General features: G+C 69.5%; 19 protein-coding genes and 1 pseudogene. 19 read left to right on the top strand and 1 reads right to left on the bottom strand.

The window, feature by feature from the left end; all coding sequences use genetic code 11:
• Nucleotides 1–6 precede the first annotated feature (6 nt).
• The 19 genes and pseudogenes from HUW46_RS47920 to HUW46_RS47830 all read left to right on the top strand — a co-directional run bounded on the left by HUW46_RS47920 (nucleotide 7) and on the right by HUW46_RS47830 (nucleotide 15,835).
• The gene (locus HUW46_RS47920; RefSeq protein ID WP_215545247.1) at nucleotides 7–438 is read left to right on the top strand and encodes a gas vesicle structural protein GvpA; all 432 of its coding nucleotides are present in this window, start codon (nucleotides 7–9) and stop codon (nucleotides 436–438) included.
• Entirely contained in the window at nucleotides 435–1,166 is a 732-nt protein-coding gene (locus HUW46_RS47915; RefSeq protein ID WP_215545246.1) for a GvpL/GvpF family gas vesicle protein, read from the top strand. Before HUW46_RS47920 ends, HUW46_RS47915 begins: the two co-directional genes overlap by 4 nt.
• Complete coding sequence (locus tag HUW46_RS47910) at nucleotides 1,166–1,384, top strand: gas vesicle protein GvpG (RefSeq protein WP_215545245.1); 219 nt, start codon at nucleotides 1,166–1,168, stop codon at nucleotides 1,382–1,384. Before HUW46_RS47915 ends, HUW46_RS47910 begins: the two co-directional genes overlap by 1 nt.
• Nucleotides 1,385–1,403: 19 nt before the next feature.
• Nucleotides 1,404–1,862 carry a hypothetical protein gene (locus HUW46_RS47905; protein ID WP_215545244.1) on the top strand — a complete coding sequence of 153 codons (459 nt, stop codon included), beginning with the start codon at nucleotides 1,404–1,406 and terminating at the stop codon, nucleotides 1,860–1,862.
• A 2-nt stretch (nucleotides 1,863–1,864) separates the two neighbouring features.
• The gene (locus HUW46_RS47900; RefSeq protein ID WP_215545243.1) at nucleotides 1,865–2,842 is read left to right on the top strand and encodes an SRPBCC family protein; all 978 of its coding nucleotides are present in this window, start codon (nucleotides 1,865–1,867) and stop codon (nucleotides 2,840–2,842) included.
• 33 nt (nucleotides 2,843–2,875) lie between these two features.
• Entirely contained in the window at nucleotides 2,876–3,205 is a 330-nt protein-coding gene (locus HUW46_RS47895) for a gas vesicle protein (protein ID WP_215545242.1), read from the top strand.
• Entirely contained in the window at nucleotides 3,202–3,963 is a 762-nt protein-coding gene (locus tag HUW46_RS47890) for a GvpL/GvpF family gas vesicle protein (protein ID WP_215545241.1), read from the top strand. Before HUW46_RS47895 ends, HUW46_RS47890 begins: the two co-directional genes overlap by 4 nt.
• Nucleotides 3,960–4,151: a gas vesicle protein gene (locus HUW46_RS47885; RefSeq protein ID WP_215545240.1), complete on the top strand. Its 192-nt coding sequence runs from the start codon at nucleotides 3,960–3,962 to the stop codon at nucleotides 4,149–4,151. The genes HUW46_RS47890 and HUW46_RS47885 overlap by 4 nt, the downstream gene beginning before the upstream one ends.
• A gap of 13 nt (nucleotides 4,152–4,164) precedes the next feature.
• Complete coding sequence (locus HUW46_RS47880; RefSeq protein ID WP_442860902.1) at nucleotides 4,165–4,461, top strand: gas vesicle protein K; 297 nt, start codon at nucleotides 4,165–4,167, stop codon at nucleotides 4,459–4,461.
• A 594-nt stretch (nucleotides 4,462–5,055) separates the two neighbouring features.
• Nucleotides 5,056–6,168 (top strand): HNH endonuclease, encoded by a 1,113-nt coding sequence (locus HUW46_RS47875; protein ID WP_215545239.1) that lies wholly within the window; start codon nucleotides 5,056–5,058, stop codon nucleotides 6,166–6,168.
• 344 nt (nucleotides 6,169–6,512) lie between these two features.
• Nucleotides 6,513–6,693, top strand: a pseudogene (locus HUW46_RS48710) (helix-turn-helix domain-containing protein); the annotation flags it as partial.
• A 204-nt stretch (nucleotides 6,694–6,897) separates the two neighbouring features.
• Entirely contained in the window at nucleotides 6,898–7,470 is a 573-nt protein-coding gene (locus tag HUW46_RS47865; RefSeq protein ID WP_254125634.1) for a TetR/AcrR family transcriptional regulator, read from the top strand.
• 227 nt (nucleotides 7,471–7,697) lie between these two features.
• Complete coding sequence (locus HUW46_RS47860) at nucleotides 7,698–9,143, top strand: NAD-dependent succinate-semialdehyde dehydrogenase (RefSeq protein WP_215545237.1); 1,446 nt, start codon at nucleotides 7,698–7,700, stop codon at nucleotides 9,141–9,143.
• 40 nt (nucleotides 9,144–9,183) lie between these two features.
• Nucleotides 9,184–10,464: an aminotransferase family protein gene (locus tag HUW46_RS47855; protein ID WP_215545236.1), complete on the top strand. Its 1,281-nt coding sequence runs from the start codon at nucleotides 9,184–9,186 to the stop codon at nucleotides 10,462–10,464.
• A 13-nt stretch (nucleotides 10,465–10,477) separates the two neighbouring features.
• Entirely contained in the window at nucleotides 10,478–11,512 is a 1,035-nt protein-coding gene (locus HUW46_RS47850) for an extracellular solute-binding protein (protein WP_215545235.1), read from the top strand.
• Nucleotides 11,509–12,372, top strand: a complete 864-nt coding sequence (locus HUW46_RS47845; RefSeq protein WP_215545234.1) for an ABC transporter permease — start codon at nucleotides 11,509–11,511, stop codon at nucleotides 12,370–12,372. Before HUW46_RS47850 ends, HUW46_RS47845 begins: the two co-directional genes overlap by 4 nt.
• Nucleotides 12,365–13,183 (top strand): ABC transporter permease, encoded by an 819-nt coding sequence (locus HUW46_RS47840; protein ID WP_215545233.1) that lies wholly within the window; start codon nucleotides 12,365–12,367, stop codon nucleotides 13,181–13,183. Before HUW46_RS47845 ends, HUW46_RS47840 begins: the two co-directional genes overlap by 8 nt.
• On the top strand, nucleotides 13,173–14,198 hold the full coding sequence (locus HUW46_RS47835) for an ABC transporter ATP-binding protein (protein ID WP_215545232.1): 1,026 nt from the start codon (nucleotides 13,173–13,175) through the stop codon (nucleotides 14,196–14,198). Before HUW46_RS47840 ends, HUW46_RS47835 begins: the two co-directional genes overlap by 11 nt.
• Nucleotides 14,195–15,835: an amidohydrolase gene (locus HUW46_RS47830; RefSeq protein ID WP_215545231.1), complete on the top strand. Its 1,641-nt coding sequence runs from the start codon at nucleotides 14,195–14,197 to the stop codon at nucleotides 15,833–15,835. Before HUW46_RS47835 ends, HUW46_RS47830 begins: the two co-directional genes overlap by 4 nt.
• A gap of 143 nt (nucleotides 15,836–15,978) precedes the next feature.
• On the opposite strand, the gene HUW46_RS47825 is transcribed toward HUW46_RS47830, so the two are convergent.
• On the bottom strand, nucleotides 15,979–17,334 hold the full coding sequence (locus HUW46_RS47825) for an MFS transporter (protein ID WP_254125632.1): 1,356 nt from the start codon (nucleotides 17,332–17,334) through the stop codon (nucleotides 15,979–15,981).
• Nucleotides 17,335–17,393 lie beyond the last annotated feature (59 nt).

The following is a 17,393-nucleotide window of genomic DNA, read 5'->3' as shown; positions in this document are numbered from 1 at the left end:
CCCCGCATGTCAGTGACGACAACGCAATCCGGATCCCCGCAGGGCAGAGGGGGATCCGGCTCGGGGAACCTGTACGACATCCTCGACCTCATCCTGGACAAGGGGCTGGTGATCGACGTTTTCGTCCGGGTGTCGCTGGTGGGCATCGAACTGCTCACGATCGACGCGCGCATCGTGGTCGCGAGCGTGGACACCTACCTGCGGTTCGCCGAAGCGTGCAACCGGCTCGACCTCAACCAGTCCTCGAGCGCGGCCACGCTGCCGGAGCTGGTCGGCGACGTGACCGAGAAGGGCAGCAAGGGCAAGGCGAAGGGCGCGCTCACCGGCGCCGCCGAGACCTTCGCCGAGCAGTTCCAGAAGTCCAGCGGCGGCGACGAGAAGGAAAAGCAGGAAGCGCGGCCGTGGAGCCGCGCCAAGCGGACTGCGAGGCCGGAATGAGCACCTACCTGTACGGCATCGTCGCCGCGACGCATCCGGCACGCGTGGACGGGATGACCGGAGTCGGCGAGGAGCCCGGCCCGGTGCGCGTCATCGACGCGGGCGAGCTCAAAGCCGTCGTCGGGGACGTGGACGCGGCGCTCAGGGCGAAGCGGCGGGACCTGCTCGCGCACGAAACCGTGCTCGAAGCGCTGTGCCTGCAGGGCGCGGTGCTGCCGATGCGGTTCGGCGTTGTCGCCGAGGACGACGAGGCGGTGATCCGTGAAGTGACCGCGCGGCAAGGGGAATACCTGGCTTCACTGTCCGACGTGGACGGGAAGGTGGAGATGAACCTCAAGGTCGCGCACCACGAGGACGCGGTACTGCGGGAAATACTGGTCGAAGACGGCGGGTTGCGGCGGCTCAACGAGGATCTCCGCGAGCGCGGTGGCACGCCGGACGACCGGGTGCGCTTCGGCGAGACCGTGGCCGCGGCGCTGGCCGAGCGCGAAGCACGGGACGCGGCGGCGATCGTGGCCGCGGTGGAAGCGCACGCCCGCGGGCAGAGCGACGGGCCCGCGGTGTCCGGGTGCTTCCTGAACCGGTCGTTCCTCGTCGACCGGGCCGAGGTCGAGAACTTCGAGGCCGCGGTGAATGCGGTGAGCCGGTCGATGGGCGAGGTGGCCGACATCAGGATCCGCGGGCCGCTGCCGCCGTACAGCTTCACCGGCGCCGCGCAACCGGCCTGATGGGACTGCTCGGCGAGCTCGCGCTGCTGCCGCTCGCCCCGGTGCGCGGGGTGGCCTGGACCATCGGCCAGGTGACCGACACCGCGATCAGGGAACAGGCGGCGCTGCTCGGGCGAAGGCTCGCGGAACTCGAGAAGAGCCTGCTGGCGGGGGAAATCAGCGAAGCGGAGTTCGACGAGCGCGAGGACGACCTGCTCGACGAACTCGAAACCCCATGAGAGGAAAGGAAATCTCCCTATGACACCGGGAATGAAGGTGGCGGCCGCGGTGGCGGGCGGCTATCTGCTGGGAAGACGGAAGAAGGCCAAGCTGGCGATCTCCCTCGGCGCCTGGCTGATCGGCAAGAAGCTCGCCCTTGACCCGAAAAAGCTGCTCACCGGCGTGACGCAGGAGCTGGTTTCGTCGCCGCAGCTGAGCGGGCTTCGCGATCAGGTCCGCGAAGAGGTGCTCACGACGGGCAAGACCGTCGCCACCACGCTGCTGACCAACCAGGCGGAGAGGCTCACCGATTCGCTGCACGAACGCGCCGATGGCCTGCGGGGCAACGTCGACGAGGCGCGGGAAGGCGTGAGCAAGGCGGTGGAGGCGCCGAAACGCGCCGCCCGAGCGAAGAGCGGGAGTACGCGCAAGGCAGCCGCGAAGCCGCGGACGCGGAACGCCGCCAAGAGAAGCGGCTCGACGGCGAAGGAGAGCTAGCCATGGCAGGTAACGACGAGGGCGGCCCGATCTCGAAGCTGCGGGACCACGCCGCCAAGAACCCCGCCACCGAACAGCTCTTCGCCGCGGGTGAGGACTACCTGCAGGCCAAGGCGCAGCATCTGGTGTCGGCGGCGGGGGACAAGCTCGGCGCGGCCACCAAGCGCCTGTCCGACGCCGCCGAGAACGGTGACACACTCGGTTCGCTCTTCACCGCGGGAGGCAAGCTCGCGGACGGCAAGTCGCCGTTGCGCGCCGCCGCCGAAACCGGCGGGAAGGTGCTCAAGGAGAAGGTCGCCGGATTGTTCAAGGGCGGCAAGGGAAAGGGCGGATCCGGCGGGAAGAAAGTCGTCAGCATCATCGAGGACATCGACGTCGGCGTCCCGGTTCGCGAGGCCTACGACCAGTGGACCGAGTACCAGAAGTTCAGCAGCTTCAGCAAGGGCGTGACGAGCGTGGAACGCGCGGACGACACGACCTCGAACTGGAAGTTCAAGGTCTTCTGGTCGAACCGGACCATGCGGGCCACCACCACCGAGCAGATACCCGACCAGCGGATCGTATGGACCACCGACGGTCCGAAAGGGACGGTCAAGGGCGTGGTCACGTTCCACCCGCTGGGGGAGAACCTCACCAAGATCCTCCTCGTCCTCGAGTACTACCCGTCGGGCCTGTTCGAGAAGACGGGCAACATCTGGCGCGCGCAGGGCCGCCGGGCGCGGCTCGACCTCAAGCACTTCCGCCGGTTCGTGTCGATGGCGGGTGAGGCTTCCGGCGAAGGCTGGCGCGGCGAGATCCGCGACGGCGAGGTCGTCCGCACGCACGACGAGGCGCTCGACGCCGAGTCCGAAGACGACGAGGTGGGCGAATACGACGAGGACGCCGAGCCCGAAGACGAGTACGAGGACGACGAGGACGCCGAACCGGAGGAGGACGAACGGCCGCGCCGCGGCGCCAGGCAACCCGCGGGCGCGCGCTGAGGCGGGGGCGCTCGTCGTGAAGGGACGGAGCACATGACCGAACCAGCCAGGCCGATCGGAGGGCGCGCCGCCGCGTACGGCGCGCCCTCCGAGGCGAACCTCGCCGACATCCTGGAACGCGTGCTGGACAAGGGAATCGTGATCGCCGGGGACATCCAGGTCAACCTGCTCGACATCGAGCTGCTGACCATCAAGCTGCGCCTGCTGGTGGCCTCGGTGGACCGCGCGAAGGAGATGGGCATCGACTGGTGGGAGCACGATCCGTCGTTGACGTCCAAGCCCGCGAACGGGGAGCTCGCCGACGAAAACCGGCGGCTCAAGGAGAAGGTCGCGGAACTCGAAGCACGGCAGGAGCAGGCATGAGCGAGCCGCAGGCCGCGTGGTACTGCTACGCGGTCACCCGGAACCTCCCCGCCGCTGCCCTCGACGGCGTGCGCGGGCTGCGGGACGCGCCCGTGGAGGCGATCACCTCCGGCGGCCTGACCGCGGTGGCGGGCCCGGTCCCACCGGGCCAGTTCGGCGAAATCAACGCCGACCTCGAAGACCTCGACTGGCTGGCCGAGGTCGCCCGGCGGCACAACGACGTCGTCGGCGAGGTCGCCCGGCACGGCGCCACGCTGCCGTTCCGGCTGGCGACCCTCTACCGCGACCCGCAGCGCGTGCGAACCGTGCTGGACGAAGGCCGTGCCCGGATCTCGGCCGCGTTGGACCGCGTCGAGGGGCGTGTCGAATGGGGCGTGAAGGTGTACGCCGAGCTGCCGGAACCGGCACCCGCCGCCCCGCCCGCGAGCGACGGCCGGTCCTATCTGCGCAAGCGGTTGACCGAGCGGCGCTCGCGGGACGAGCTGTGGTGCTCCGCACGTCAGGCCGCGGACGAGGTCGATCGTGCGCTCGACGAGCTGGCCGAGGACCGGTGCGCGCACCGGCCGCAGAGCGCGGAGCTGTCCGGGGAGCCGGGCGTGAACGTGCTCAACGCGGCCTACCTCGTACCGGACGGAAACCGGGACCGCTTCCTGGCCAGGGTCGCGGAACTGCGCGCCGCCACCGGGTGCCGTGTCGAGGTGATCGGTCCGTGGGCGCCCTATTCGTTCGGGCTCCCGGATCCGGAAGTGCCGGGATGAGCGTCGAGGAGCTGCCGCCGGTGCGGGAGGCGTCCCTGGTCGATCTGCTGGACCGGCTCCTCGCGGGCGGGGTGGTGCTCACCGGTGACGTGACGCTGTCGATCGCCGGGGTGGACCTCGTGCACGTTTCGCTGCGCGCGCTGGTCACCTCGGTGAAGGCGGACCACCCGTCCCCGCTGCAATGGTGAAGGGAGGCGAACCGTGGAACCGGATCGGATCGGCACCGCGCTCACCGGGCGCGTCGACACCGACCGCGACACCGTCGAACGCGACCTGATGAAACTGGTGCTGACGATCATCGAACTGCTGCGGCAGCTGATGGAACGGCAAGCCCTGCGCCGGGTTGAGGAAGGAGACCTGAGCGAGGCGCAGGAGGAACGCATGGGGCTCACCCTGATGCTGCTGGAAGACCGGCTGACCGAACTGCGGGAGCGCTACGACCTGTCGGCCGCGGACCTGAACCTCGATCTCGGGCCGCTCGGCGTCCTGTGCGATTAGGACCGATTCTGGCTAGGGGCAGGTGCTTCGGCTCGGTCCGGTTCGTGCTTCGCTGTGTCGGGCTGCGGTTCAAAGAGGCTTTGGACGGGAAGGGGCGGCGCGGCTTCGTTGTCCGGCCCGCGGTGGGGGTAAATTCACTGTGGGCGGCAACTTGTGTCAGGCCGGGAATATCCGGCGCTGGCGCACCTTCGGTGCACGTTGTTGTCGGAAACCCTTTGCTGCCAACGAAACTGACCGTGATCTGATCAGTTCACTTGGGTGGATCTTGGTCGGGTCTCGGACGTTCGTGCGGTCCGCGGCAGAATCGTGGTTTGCTTCGCCGTGTCGGGTGGCGGTTTGCGGAAGGCTTTGGGCGGTGTGGTGCGGGGCGGGTTTCGTTGTCCCGGTAGGGCGTTGGGGGCCGCGGTCCGGTTGGAGTGCGGGTGCCTCTGGTTCGAGAGAGGCGACCACGCACGCGTTTCCTCGCCGCACTTCGCGACGCCATTGTCGGAAAACCCTTTGCTGTCAACAAAACTGACAGTAACCCGACCGGTTCACCTGGATGGATCATCGTCAGATGTCGAACATTCGTGCGATCGGCGGTAGAATTGTGGGGTGCCCGAGACTTCTTCTTCCCTTGTGCCGCAGCAGGATGAGCTGTGGCGGTTCAGCGCGCATGAGGTTGCCGCGCTGTTGCGGGAGGGAATGGTGTTGTGGTGGCAGCAGGAAGCCCGTATTCACCGCATGATCGCGCACCTGGACAACGGTGGTGCCAGTGCTTTGGGGTATACGAGCGTGGCTGGGTTGGTGGCGGATATCGCGCGGAGTTCCGGTCCGGGTGTGAAGAAGCTGGTGAAGCGGGCGCTGGCGACCAATCCTAGTCAGGGGATTGACGGCGCGGAGATTCCCGCTCCAGCGCCGCTTGTCGGCGAGGCCGCCCGGGAGGGGGAGATCTCGCCGGAGCATGTGGATGGGATCGTGCGGGTGCTGGAGAAGATTCCCGCCACTGTCCCGGTGGAGGATCGGGAGTTCGCGGAACAGGCTCTGGTCGAGTTGGCGCGGAGGGCGGGTGTCAGGGAGATCGGCAAGGCGGGTAAAAAAATCCTCGACCGTCTCGATCCCGACGGCCCCGAATCCCGCGACATTCCCGAGCCGAGGCGGGAGCTGAACGTTCATCACCGTAAGGATGGTTCGGCGAAGTTCGACGGCTACCTCGATCCCGTCTCGGCCGCGAAAACCCTCGCCCTGCTGGACCCACTCGCCCAAGCCAGCGAGGGTGACCAGAGCGGTGAGCTGGTGCGGCGGAGTCGCGCGGAGCGGTACGGGGACGCGTTCATGGAAATCATCGCCCTCGCCGCCAGCCACCCCGAATCCCCGAACCGCAGCGGTGGCCGTTCGGACCTGATCGTGACCATCCCACTGGATGCTCTGAAGAAGGAACTGGGCACGGCGTGTCTGGACATGGTCACCGACATCACCGCGAGCGAAGCCCGGATCCTGGCGTGCGACTGCCGAGTCATCCCAGCCATACTCGACGGCGACGGCCAGCCCATGGAGATGGGCCGGGCCAGGCGGTTGGTGACTGAGGCGCTTCGCTTCATGCTGGCATTGCGGGACGGCGGGTGTTGTTTCCCCGGATGCTCGCGGACCCCGCGGCATTGCGAAGCGCACCACGTCGTCCCGTGGGCACACGGTGGTACCACCGATTTAGGTAATCTCGTGCTGTGATGCCCTCATCACCACAGGCTGCTGCATCGTAGCGACTGGACACTCCGCATGGTCGACAGCCTCCCAGCGTTCACCCCACCCGAGTTCGTCGACCCATGGCGAAGACCCCGAACCAACCGCCACACCGCCCAACCCCGCGCCGCCTGACAGCACCTGCCGCCACCGGCGGCCCGATATTCTATGTGTCCACAGTGGACAATCAACCGTCTTGGCTCTTCAGTCGCTACTCGGCGAAGGGCGGCACGACCGCGCCCATCGTACGAACCAGAGGCGTCGGAGTGTCCCCGGCCGCGGCCGCGCAGTCACGATCGCACCAAGGCGTGTTTCGTAGTGGCTCTCAGCGGGTGATCAGTGCGGATCGGCCGGAGTGGGTGCCGGTGTGCACGGGCTTGTCGTTGGCGGATCGAGTGTTTCCGGTGGCTGTGTGCTACCGGACGAACCTGACGTTTCGGCGGGTAGCACTGTTGTTCGGAATCTCGAAGTCGGCCGCGAACCGGGGTGGTGGATCACCTGGCGCCACTGATCGACCGCCCACGCGGTCCCATCGCCATTCCCGCGCGCTTGGCGCTTCGGCCTCAAGAGCCTTTTCGCGCAGAAGTCGCAGGCGCGCGCCCGCGCGTTCGTTGCGTGGGGGAGCTGCTGCTGGACCTCCTTCTGGCGCGACTGGTTGACTCCCGAGCATTACGTTTGTAATGTACGAGCGTTCGCCGACGCTCGTGGGGAGGCTGCATGGCCAGTCGTAAGACGCAGCGGGCGCCTGAGGAGATGAAGCGTGCGTTGCAGCGTGCCACCGTTGAGGTTGTTGCGCGGGAAGGGATTCGCGCGTTGACCTACCGCGCGGTGGCGCGGGCGGCGGGTGTCACGACGGGTGCGGTGCAGCATCACTTTTCGTCGATCGACGACCTGCTGCGCGCGTCGCTGGACTGGGTGCTCGAAGAGAGTGCCGAGAACGGGCTGCTCGGCGCGCGGGCCGGGATCTTCGCGGCGGGGCCGGATGTGCGGAAGCGCTTCGCCGAGAGTGCCGACATCCAGATCTTCCAGTATCGGCTGGTCGTCGAGTCGGCGGGGCGGGAGGAGCTGCGGCCGGGCGTGCAACGGCTGTACGAAAGCTACTTCGGTGCGGTGGCGAAGGATCTCGCCAGCATCGGTGCTCAGCCGGGTCCGGGGCTGACGTCCTTGGTCTACTACGCGCTCGACGGGATGTTCCTGCACCAGGTCGCCGATCCCGAGGCCGATCCCGGTGCCGCGCTCGACGCCTTGCGGGAGCTGCTGAAAGCGGAAGCGGTGGGCGGCGACACCTGAGCTGCGGCAGTACCGGGCGATTACCCGCGTGTCCGATCCACTATGGACACGCGGGCATCGCCCGTTGTGCGCTGTGCCAAGGAAAACTCGCCCACAATCTCGGTGTTGACGAAATCAACACCAGGGTTCAGACTCGGCGCATCGAGGTGCTCGCGCCGGAAGTGCCGCCACCTCACCGTGCTCCTCGGCCACCGCGGCCGGAAATCGTTGCTGGGAAAGGCGTTCCGATGTCAGACACCACCGTCGCGACCCTGCTGATCGAAGGCCGCTGGGTCGCCGCGCCCTCGTCGTTCGACGTGGTCGACCCCGCGAGCCTCGAAGTGATCGGCCAGGCCTCGGACGCCACCGCCGAGCACGCTCGTGCCGCACTCGACGCGGCTTCGGCCGCCTTCCGCGGGTGGGCAGGAACGGATCCCGAGACCCGCGGCACCTACCTCCGCGCGGGCGCGAACGCCATCCGCGCCCGTCGTGACGATCTCGCCCGGTTGCTCAGCAAGGAAAACGGTAAACCGCTCGCGGAAGCGGCGGGGGAACTGGCCGGTGCCGCGCGGATGCTGGACTGGGCCGCGGAGGAGGGGCGCCGCGCCGACGGCAGGGTGACCCCGGCGAACGCGGCGGGCCCCGGACTGGTACTGCGCAGCCCGGTCGGGCCGGTGCTCGCGATCACGCCGTGGAACTTTCCGGCTAGCATGCTGATCCGCAAGGTGGGGCTCGCGCTCGCCGCCGGGTGCACGGTGGTCGCGAAACCCGCCGAGCAGACGCCCCTCATCGCCACGGCACTGCTCGGAATCCTGCAGGAGACCGGCCTGCCCGCGGGCGTGCTCGGATCGCTCACCACGTCGCGGCCCGCGGAGCTGGTGGACGCCCTGCTCACCGATCGCAGGCTGCGCAAGGTGAGCTTCACCGGGTCGACGGAGGTCGGCCTGGGACTGTTGCGCCGCACCGGTTCCGTGCTGCGCCGGACCTCGCTGGAGATGGGCGGCCACTCACCGGCGATCGTCCTCGAAGACGCCGATCTCGAAGCGGCCGCGTCCGGGGTGGTGACGGCGAAGTTCTTCAACGCCGGGCAGAGCTGCACCGCGGTGAACCGGCTGTACGTGCACGAAGGCATCCGCGAAGACCTGCTGGCGCTGATCGAGAAGAAGACGTCCGCACTGCGGCTCGGGCGCGGGGACGCCGAGGGCGTCGCGGTGGGGCCGTTGATCGACGAGGCCGGGATCGCGAAGGTCGAGCGCCAGGTCGCCGACGCCGTCGAGCAGGGGGCGCGGGTGCTGGTCGGCGGAAACCGCTGGGAGCCGGGCGATCCCGCGCTGCGCGGCCACTTCTTCCAGCCGACCGTGCTCGTGGACGTGACCCCCGGGATGCTGATCGCGCACGAAGAGACTTTCGGTCCCGCCTTGGCCGTGTCGACGTTCACCGACGACGAGGAAGTCGTCGAGCTGGCCAACGCGACCGAGTACGGCCTCGCCGCGTACGTGTTCGGCTCCGATCTCCGCCGCATCTGGCGCCTGCTCGACCGGCTCGACTTCGGCGTGTTCGGCGTGAACGACCCCGCCCCGGTCCGCCCGGAACTCCCGTTCGGCGGGCAGAAGAACTCCGGGCAGGAACGCGAAGGCGGCAGCGAGGGCATCGACGCCTACACCGAGACCAAAGCCGTCGCGCTGCGTTTCTGAACCGCGTGCTCCTGACCCGCCTCTCTTCGAAAGGATCTCGATGACCTCCACCGCGGAACTGTCCGAATTGGACCGCCGCAGCCTGGTGCACCCGCACACCGTGCTCGGCTCGCCCGCCGAGCCGCTCGTCCTCGACCGCGGCGACGGCGCCCTGCTCTGGGACACCGACGGCCGCGAGTACATCGACGGCACGTGCGGGCTGTGGCAGTGCCCCGTCGGGCACGGGCGCGCCGAACTCGCCGCCGTCGCCGCCGAACAGATCGGCAGGCTGGAGTTCTTCTCGTCGTTCGGGGACTACGCCAACGCCCCGTCGATCCTGCTCGCCGATCGGCTGCTCAAGCTCGCACCCGAAGGGCTGGAACGCGTCTTCCTCACCAACGGCGGTTCCGAGGGCAACGAGACCGCGATCAAGCTCGCGCGGCTGGCCTTCCATCACGCGGGTTCGCCGGAGCGCACGGTGATCCTCGCCCGCCACGGCGGCTACCACGGCATGGGCGGCGGTTCGCTCGCCGCGACCGGGATCGACGGGCTGCGCGCGGGATTCGGGCCGCTGCTGCCGGACGTCGAATGGCTGGGCAAGCCGCACGGCATCGAGCACGGCGAGAACGCGACCGATCTTCTCGTCGCCGAGCTGGAGCGGCGTATCGACGAGATCGGCCCGCACCGGATCGCCGCGTTCATCGGGGAACCCGTCCTCGGCGTCGGCGGTATGGTGCCGCCGCCGGAGGGGTACTGGCCGCGGGTCCAGGAAGTGCTGCGGCGCCACGGAATCCTGCTCATCGCCGACGAGATCGTGACCGCGTTCGGCCGGACAGGGCACTGGTTCGGCAGCGAGCACTTCGGCATCGAGCCGGACATGATCGTGCTCGCGAAGGGCATCACCAGCGGCTACATCCCGATGGGCGCGGTGCTGATCGGCCGCCGGGTGCTGGAACTGGCCGAGGGCGCCACGTTCCTGCACGGGTTCACCTACAACGGCCACCCGGTCGGATCCGCCGTCGCGCTCGCGAACATCGACATCATCGAGCGCGAGAACCTCCTCGACCGCGCCCGCGTCCTGGGCGCGCGCCTCCGGAAGCGGCTCGACCCGCTGACGAAGCTCCCGCACGTGCGGGAGGTGCGCGGGGTCGGCCTGATGCTTGGCATCGAGTTCGACGGCGTGCCTACCGCTTCCGTGCAGTCCGGCTGCCGCGCCGATGGGGTCATCGTGCGCGCTTCGGGTGCCAGCGTCGTGCTCTCCCCGCCGCTGGTGATCACCAAGGAGCAGATCGACACCCTCGCCGACGTCCTGTGCCGCCACGTCGCGGCCGCCGCGGACTGAGGGGGAGGGACCCGTGCGGATACCAGCGTTGTTGTCCGCGGCGACGATCCTCCTCGCCGCCGGGTGCGCCGTCTCCGAGGGCGGCGAGAACTCCCTCGTGTTCGTTTCCTACGGCCAAGGCGCCTACCAGGCCGGGCAGCGGTCCGCCGTGCTGAACCCGTACACGGCGAAGACCGGCACCACGGTCACGATCGACGGCCCGTCCAGCATGGCCAAGCTCAAGGCGATGGTCGAGGCGGGCAAGGTCGCCTGGGACGTCGTCGACACCGAGGCTTCGTCGGCGGCGCAGGCGTGCGGCACGCTCGTCGAGCCGGTCGACATGGGGCCGCTCGCCTCGGCGTTCCCGGCTGGGACGCTGACGCCGTGCGGTGTCCCGGACGCGTTCTTCGGGCTGACGCTGATGTACAACGCCGACGTCTACCGCGAGCACCCGCCGACCCGGCTGTCCGACTTCTTCGACCGCGGCCGGTTCCCCGGCAGGCGGATCATCTACGGCAACGACCCGAGCGTCGGCACGCTGGAGGCGGCGCTGCTCGCCGACGGCGTGCCGAAGGACCGGCTCTACCCGCTCGACGTGCGGCGCGCGCTGGCGATGTACGACCGGATCCGGCCCGAGCTGACGATCAGCGACACCTACGGCGACCAGCAGCAGCGCATGGCCGGCGCGCAGGCGGACCTGGCGCTCATCGTCAGTGCCCGCGCCTACTCGCTGCTGAAAGCCGGTGCCACCAACTGGAAGGTGGTTTCCGGGGTGCCGATCCCGGTCACCTGGGACGTTTTGGTGGTGCCCAAGGGATCCCGCCGCACCGAGCAGGCGAAGGACCTGATCCGCTTCGCCTCCGAACCGGCGCAGTCGGCCGCCTTCGCCGAGCAGGCGGGGGTGGGCCCCGCCAACGAAGCGGCGAAGCCCCGCTACGCGGAGATCGGGCGGCAGCTGGACATCTGGGGTGACGACAAGGAGGACCTGCGCGTGCTCAGCGACGTGAAGTGGTGGGCGGCCAACCGGGTCGAGGTCGTGCGGACCTGGTCGGACTGGAAGACCGGATGACCGCCGCGGTGCCGGGGAGGGCGGTCCGCCGCTTCGCCGCTCCCTGGCTGCTCTTCCCCGCGGCGGCGGTCCTGCTGGTGTTCTTCTGCTACCCGCTCGCCGTGATCCTCTGGCGCAGCTTCGCCGAGCCGGAGTTCGGCTTCTCCCACTACGTTTCCGTGCTCGGCGACGACGTGCAGATCCGCGTCGTGCTCCGCACCCTGCGGACGGCCCTGATCATCACGGTCGCGACCCTGGTCATCGCCTATCCCTACGCCTACGCGATGAGCCGCGTCGGCAGGCGCGCCCGCGGCCTGCTGACGCTGCTCGTGCTGATGCCGTTCTGGACCAGCGTGATGGCCCGCAACTTCGCCTGGTACGTGCTGGAACAACGGGGCGGCGTGCTCGAAAAGCTCTTCGACGCCATCGGGATCCACGGCGTGAGCCTGCTGGGTTCCGTCGCTGGGGTGACCGTGGCGATGGTGCAGGTGATGCTGCCGTTCATGGTGCTGCCGCTGCAGAACACCATGCGGGGCATCGACCGGAGCCTGCTGCACGCCGCGGGCAGCCTCGGCGCACGCGGGCCCGTCGCGTTCTTCAAGGTGTACCTGCCGCTGTCGATGCCGGGCGTCCTCGCGGGCGTTTCGGTGGTGTTCATCATGTCGCTCGGCTTCTACATCACCCCGGCCCTGCTGGGCACGCCGCAGCAGGCGCTGGCCGCGCAGGTGATCGGCACCAGGGTCAACGACCTGCTCGACTTCGCGGGCGCGGGCGCGCTGGGCGCGATCCTGCTCGTGCTCACGCTGCTCGTGCTCGCGGTGATCAGCAGGCTCGCCGCGCCGCTCGGCACCAGCACGGCGGGAGGTGCGGACCGTGGCTGACTCCGTCACGCGGGTGGCCCGCAAGGAACGCACGCTCGGTGCGGGGCTGCGGATCTGGGTCGCGCTCGTCGGGTTCGTGCTGATCGCGCCGACGCTCGTGGTCATCCCGATGAGCTTCGGCGCGGGATCGACGTTCCAGTTCCCGCCCGAGGGCTGGTCGCTGCGCTGGTACGGCGAGTTCTTCGGCAGCAAGCAGTGGCTGGGGTCGCTGGCCAACTCCGTCCAAATCGGACTGCTGGCCGCCGCGCTGGCCACCGTGCTCGGGGTCGCCGCGGCGTTCGGGCTCGACCGCGCCCGCTTCCGCGGCCGCGGCGCCGTCCGGCAGGTGCTGATGGCGCCGATGATCCTGCCCGGCATCATCGTCGCGGTCGCGGTGTACGGGGTCTTCCTGCGGTGGCAGCTCAACGGCACCATGCTCGGCTTCGTGCTGGCCCACACGGTGCTCGGTGTGCCGTTCGTGCTGACGTCGGTGCAGACCAGCCTCGCCGGGTACGACCCCACGATGGAACGGGCTGCGGCGAGCCTCGGGGCGAACCGGTTCACGACGCTGCGCATGGTGATCCTGCCGCTCGTCGCGCCGGGAGTGGCTTCCGGTTTCGTGTTCGCCTTCGCCACTTCGTTCGACGAGGTGGTCATCGCCCTGTTCCTGCAGACCCCGGACGTCAAGACGCTGCCGGTGAAGATGTACGAGTCGATCGTGCTGGAGATCGACCCGACCATCGCCGCGGCGTCCAGCCTCATCGTGGTGTTCACGACGGTCCTGCTGCTCGTGCCCCAGATGCTTCGCCGAAGGAGCGATCATGACCGATAGACCCCGCGGCATCACCACCGCGCACGTGACCAAGGAGTACCCCGGGATCGGCCGTCCCGCCGTGGACGACGTTTCGCTGGACATCGCCGACGGCGAGTTCATGACCTTCCTCGGGCCGTCCGGGTCCGGGAAGACCACGATGCTGTCCATGATCGCCGGGTTCACCCCGCTCACCGCGGGGTCGATCGCGGTCGACGGCCACGAGATCTCGCGCCTCAAACCCCATCGGCGCGATCTCGGCGTGGTGTTCCAGCAGTACGCGCTTTTCCCGCACCTGACCGTGGCGCGCAATGTCGCGTTCGGACTCGCCAGGCGCCGGCGGCCGCGCGCGGAGATCGAGCGACGGGTCGCCGACGCGCTGGAGATGGTCGGCCTGTCCGCGCTCGGTGACCGCTTCCCCCGCCAGCTCTCCGGCGGGCAGCAGCAGCGGGTAGCGCTCGCGCGCGCCGTGGTCTACGAGCCGAGGGCGCTGCTGATGGACGAGCCGCTCGGCGCGCTGGACAAGAAGCTCCGCGACCAGCTCCAGCGCGAGATCGCGCGGATGCACCGCCAGCTCGGCATGACGTTCCTGTTCGTGACTCACGACCAGCAGGAGGCGCTCACGCTGTCCGACCGGATCACGGTGTTCAACGACGGGCGCGTCGAACAGGTCGGCACCCCGGAGGACCTCTACGAGCGTCCGCGGACGCTGTTCGTCGCGCGGTTCATCGGCGAGTCCAACGCGCTCCGCCTCACCCCGGGGGAGGTGACGATCGTGCGGCCCGAACGCGTGACGCTGTGCTCGGGCACCGAAGTTCCTCCCGGTTATCAACGCGTGCGCGCCGAGGTCACCGATGTCGTCTACGTCGGGGACCACAGCCGGGTATGGCTCCGCTACGGCGACGACACGCGGGGCTGCGCGGTGCTGCCCGCGGGCGCGGTCCACGAGCACCGGCCCGGCGCGGACGTCGTGGTGGCCTGGCATCCCGACCACCAAGCGGTCGTGCCGGATCTCGCCGAGAGTCTCGCGTCATGAAAGGGGATTTGGTGTTGCGGGGCGGGCTTGTCCGTACGTTCGATGGCGAACGGACGGTATCCGCGCTGCTGGTTCGGGACGGTCTCGTGCGCACCGTCGGCGATGACTCCACGGTGTCCGCTGCGGCGGGCGCTGATGCCAGAATCGTGGAGCTGCGCGGGAAAACGGTGGTGCCCGGTCTCAACGACGCGCATCTGCACCTGGCCTGGCACGCGCTGAGCGGACCCGAGTACTGCGTGGACCTCGCGGCGGCGGGTGATCTCGCCGCCGTCGGCACCGCGCTGGCTTCGGCGCCGGACGGCGAGTGGATCGTCGGTCGCGGATGGCGGGAGACGACCGTCGCGGAGTTCGCGGCGGGCGAGGCGGTGCCGTCGCGCGCCTGGCTCGACGAGGTCACCGGCGACCGCCCCGCCGTGCTCCACCACGCGTCGTCGCATTCGGTGTGGGCCAACAGCGCTGCGCTGCGCCTGGCCGGGATCACCGCCGCCACACCGGATCCGCCCGCGGGCGAGATCGTGCGCGACGAACACGGCGAACCGACCGGGCTGCTCGTCGAAAGCGCGCAGGACCTCGTCGCGAGGCTGATCCCGAAGCCGGGCAAGGAAGAACGGCTCGACACCATCGAGCGGGGGATGCGGCGCCTCAACCGCCTCGGCGTCACCAGCGCGACGGATCCGATCGTGCCGCCCGAGCTGTGGCGGGACTACCGGGACCTGCACGCCGCGGGCCGGATGACGGTGCGGGTGACCGCGCTCCTGCACTGGGACTGGCCCAATCCCACCACCTCGGCCGCGAACCTCCGCCGCGCGCTGGACGGCGCGACGTTCGGCGGTGACGACCTGCTGCGCGCCGGGGGGATCAAGCTGTTCGCCGACGGCGTGCCGACGCACTGCACGGCGTGGATGCACCGGCCGTACCCGGACGGCGGCCACGGCGATCTCGTCACGCTGGGGGAGAGCGTGGAGTCCAGAGTGGACGAACTGCGGCAGCTCGTCCTCGCGGCACAACGGAAACGGGTTCGGGTGCAGGTGCACGTCACCGGTGACCGCGCCGCGGACGCGGTGGTGGACGCGATCGAGGCCGCGGCGGCCGCCGACCCGTGGCCGGGCGCGCGGCACGTGCTCATCCACGGGACGTTCCTCTCGCCCGCGGTCCACGAACGGCTGGCGCGGCTCGGGATCGGGGTGATCACCAGCTCGCTCATGCGGACCTTCAGCGGGCCGTCGATGGTGCGTACCGTCGGTGAAACCCAATGGGCGCAAGCGTTTCCGGCTCGGGCGCTGCTCGACAACGGGGTGCCCGCCGCGGACAGCTCGGACGCGCCGGTCACCACGCCCGACTGGCGGCGCGGCGTCGCCACCTTCACCGGCGTGCCCGGCCCGAACCCCTACGGGCCACCGGCACCAGCGGATCGGCTGAGCCGGGAAGAGGCGCTGCGGCTGTGGACCACCGGGCCCGCCTGGATGGAGAACGCCGAGTCGCGCAAGGGCACCCTGGTCCCCGGACGGCTCGCGGATTTCGCCGTGCTGGACACCGATCCGGTCACCGCGTCCCACGAGGACCTGCTGACGCTGCGCTCGGTACTGACCGTCCTCGGCGGCCGCGTGGTCCACGAGTCCGAAGTAGACATTCGATGACGGCACTTGGCGCCCCGAAGGCCACCTTCGGGGACTTGAGCGTCACGAATCGCCCCCTCGCTCGGCCGGTTACGAGAGCGCGATGCCCCGAAGGTGGCCTTCGGGGAACTAGACGCCGCGAACTCGGCCCTCGCACCCCGCGGTCAGCCGCGCACCTGCGACCGGGCGGCGCCGACGGCGGCACCGGTGCCTTCCCGAAGGGCGCGGGCGGGGATGCCGACGAGGAGGATGATCCCGCCCAGCACCACGACGCCCGCGCTGATCTGCAAGCCGAGGTCGAGCGAGCCGGTGGTGGTCTTGATCCAGCCGAGCAGTGCCGGGCTGGTGGCCGCGGCGAGGGAGCCCATCGTGGTCACCATCGCGATCCCGCTCGCCGCGGCGGGGCCGGACAGGTAGATCGACGGGATCGAGTAGAAGACCGTGAGCCCCGAGTAGTGCGCCGCGGTCATCAGTGCCAGCAGCACGAGCACGAGATACGGGTCGCCGGACACGAACGACAGGCCCACCAGGCAGGCGGCGGCGAAGAACTCCGCACCGGCCGCGTGCCACCGCCGTTCCATGGTCCGGTCGGAATGGCGGCCGACGAGCAACATGACACCCATGCCCAGTACCGGCGGGATCGCCGCGAGCAGGCCGATGTCGAGCACGTTGCCGACCCCGGAGCTGTTGATCACGAGCGGGGTCCAGAACGAGACCGCGTTGGCGAGGGTGTAGCAGCCGCACGAGACCAGGCCGAGCACGTAGACCCGCGGGTCCTTCAGCGCCCGCAGCATCCCGCCGTGCTTAGCCCCGGCCTGCTTGCGGTCCTGGTCGGCGGCGAGGTCCGCGGCGATCGCCCGCCGCTCGTCCTCGCCGAGCCAGCGCGCTTCCGCGGGCTTGTCCTGGAAGAACCGCAGCACGAGCAGGCCGAGGAGAATCGGCGGCAGCGCTTCGAGCACGAACAGCCATTGCCAGTCCTTCAGGCCGAACGCGCCGCCGAGGGTGTGCATGATCCAGCCCGACAGCGGCGGGCCGACGATCCCGGACAGCGGCACCCCGAGGAAGAACAGGGCGGTCATCCGGGTCCGCCGCGCCGAGGGGAACCACTGCGCGAGGTAGAACAACGCGCCGGGGAAGAAGCCCGCTTCGGCGACGCCCAGCAGGAACCGGGCCGTGTAGAACAACGCGGGCGTGGTCGCGAGCGCGGTCAGCATCGTGATCACGCCCCACGACAGCATGATGCGCACCAGCGTCTTCCTGGCGCCGATGCGGGCGAGCAGCATGTTGCTCGGCACCTCGAAGAGGATGAAGCCGACGAAGAACAGCCCGACGGCGAGGCCGTAGACGCCTTCGCTGAACCCGAGGTCGGCCTTCAGCCGGACCTGGGCCACCCCGACGTTGGTCCGGTCGATGAAGCTGACCACGTAGCAGCCCAGCAGCAGCGGCATGATCCGCAGGGCGACCTTGCGGTAGAGCGGGTCGCGGGGGACGGCGGGGCCGTCGGGTGAAGTCGACGTCACTGTCTCACTCCGGGATCGGTGGGGTGGCACGTCCGGTGCCGGACCCGAGTCTCAGTCCG

The organism is Amycolatopsis sp. CA-230715 (genome assembly GCF_018736145.1).
GTDB lineage: Bacteria > Actinomycetota > Actinomycetes > Mycobacteriales > Pseudonocardiaceae > Amycolatopsis.
Note: the sequence above shows the minus strand (reverse complement) of the source record. Positions and strands in the feature narration are given on the sequence as shown.

Bases quoted from the DNA above. Each gene is read 5' to 3' on its own strand.
- HUW46_RS47920 (WP_215545247.1), top strand. From the start codon at position 7: ATGTCAGTGACGACAACGCAATCCGGATCCCCGCAGGGCAGAGGGGGA.
- HUW46_RS47915 (WP_215545246.1), top strand. From the start codon at position 435: ATGAGCACCTACCTGTACGGCATCGTCGCCGCGACGCATCCGGCACGC.
- HUW46_RS47910 (WP_215545245.1), top strand. From the start codon at position 1,166: ATGGGACTGCTCGGCGAGCTCGCGCTGCTGCCGCTCGCCCCGGTGCGC.
- HUW46_RS47905 (WP_215545244.1), top strand. From the start codon at position 1,404: ATGACACCGGGAATGAAGGTGGCGGCCGCGGTGGCGGGCGGCTATCTG.
- HUW46_RS47900 (WP_215545243.1), top strand. From the start codon at position 1,865: ATGGCAGGTAACGACGAGGGCGGCCCGATCTCGAAGCTGCGGGACCAC.
- HUW46_RS47895 (WP_215545242.1), top strand. From the start codon at position 2,876: ATGACCGAACCAGCCAGGCCGATCGGAGGGCGCGCCGCCGCGTACGGC.
- HUW46_RS47890 (WP_215545241.1), top strand. From the start codon at position 3,202: ATGAGCGAGCCGCAGGCCGCGTGGTACTGCTACGCGGTCACCCGGAAC.
- HUW46_RS47885 (WP_215545240.1), top strand. From the start codon at position 3,960: ATGAGCGTCGAGGAGCTGCCGCCGGTGCGGGAGGCGTCCCTGGTCGAT.
- HUW46_RS47865 (WP_254125634.1), top strand. From the start codon at position 6,898: ATGGCCAGTCGTAAGACGCAGCGGGCGCCTGAGGAGATGAAGCGTGCG.
- HUW46_RS47860 (WP_215545237.1), top strand. From the start codon at position 7,698: ATGTCAGACACCACCGTCGCGACCCTGCTGATCGAAGGCCGCTGGGTC.
- HUW46_RS47855 (WP_215545236.1), top strand. From the start codon at position 9,184: ATGACCTCCACCGCGGAACTGTCCGAATTGGACCGCCGCAGCCTGGTG.
- HUW46_RS47845 (WP_215545234.1), top strand. From the start codon at position 11,509: ATGACCGCCGCGGTGCCGGGGAGGGCGGTCCGCCGCTTCGCCGCTCCC.
- HUW46_RS47835 (WP_215545232.1), top strand. From the start codon at position 13,173: ATGACCGATAGACCCCGCGGCATCACCACCGCGCACGTGACCAAGGAG.
- HUW46_RS47830 (WP_215545231.1), top strand. From the start codon at position 14,195: ATGAAAGGGGATTTGGTGTTGCGGGGCGGGCTTGTCCGTACGTTCGAT.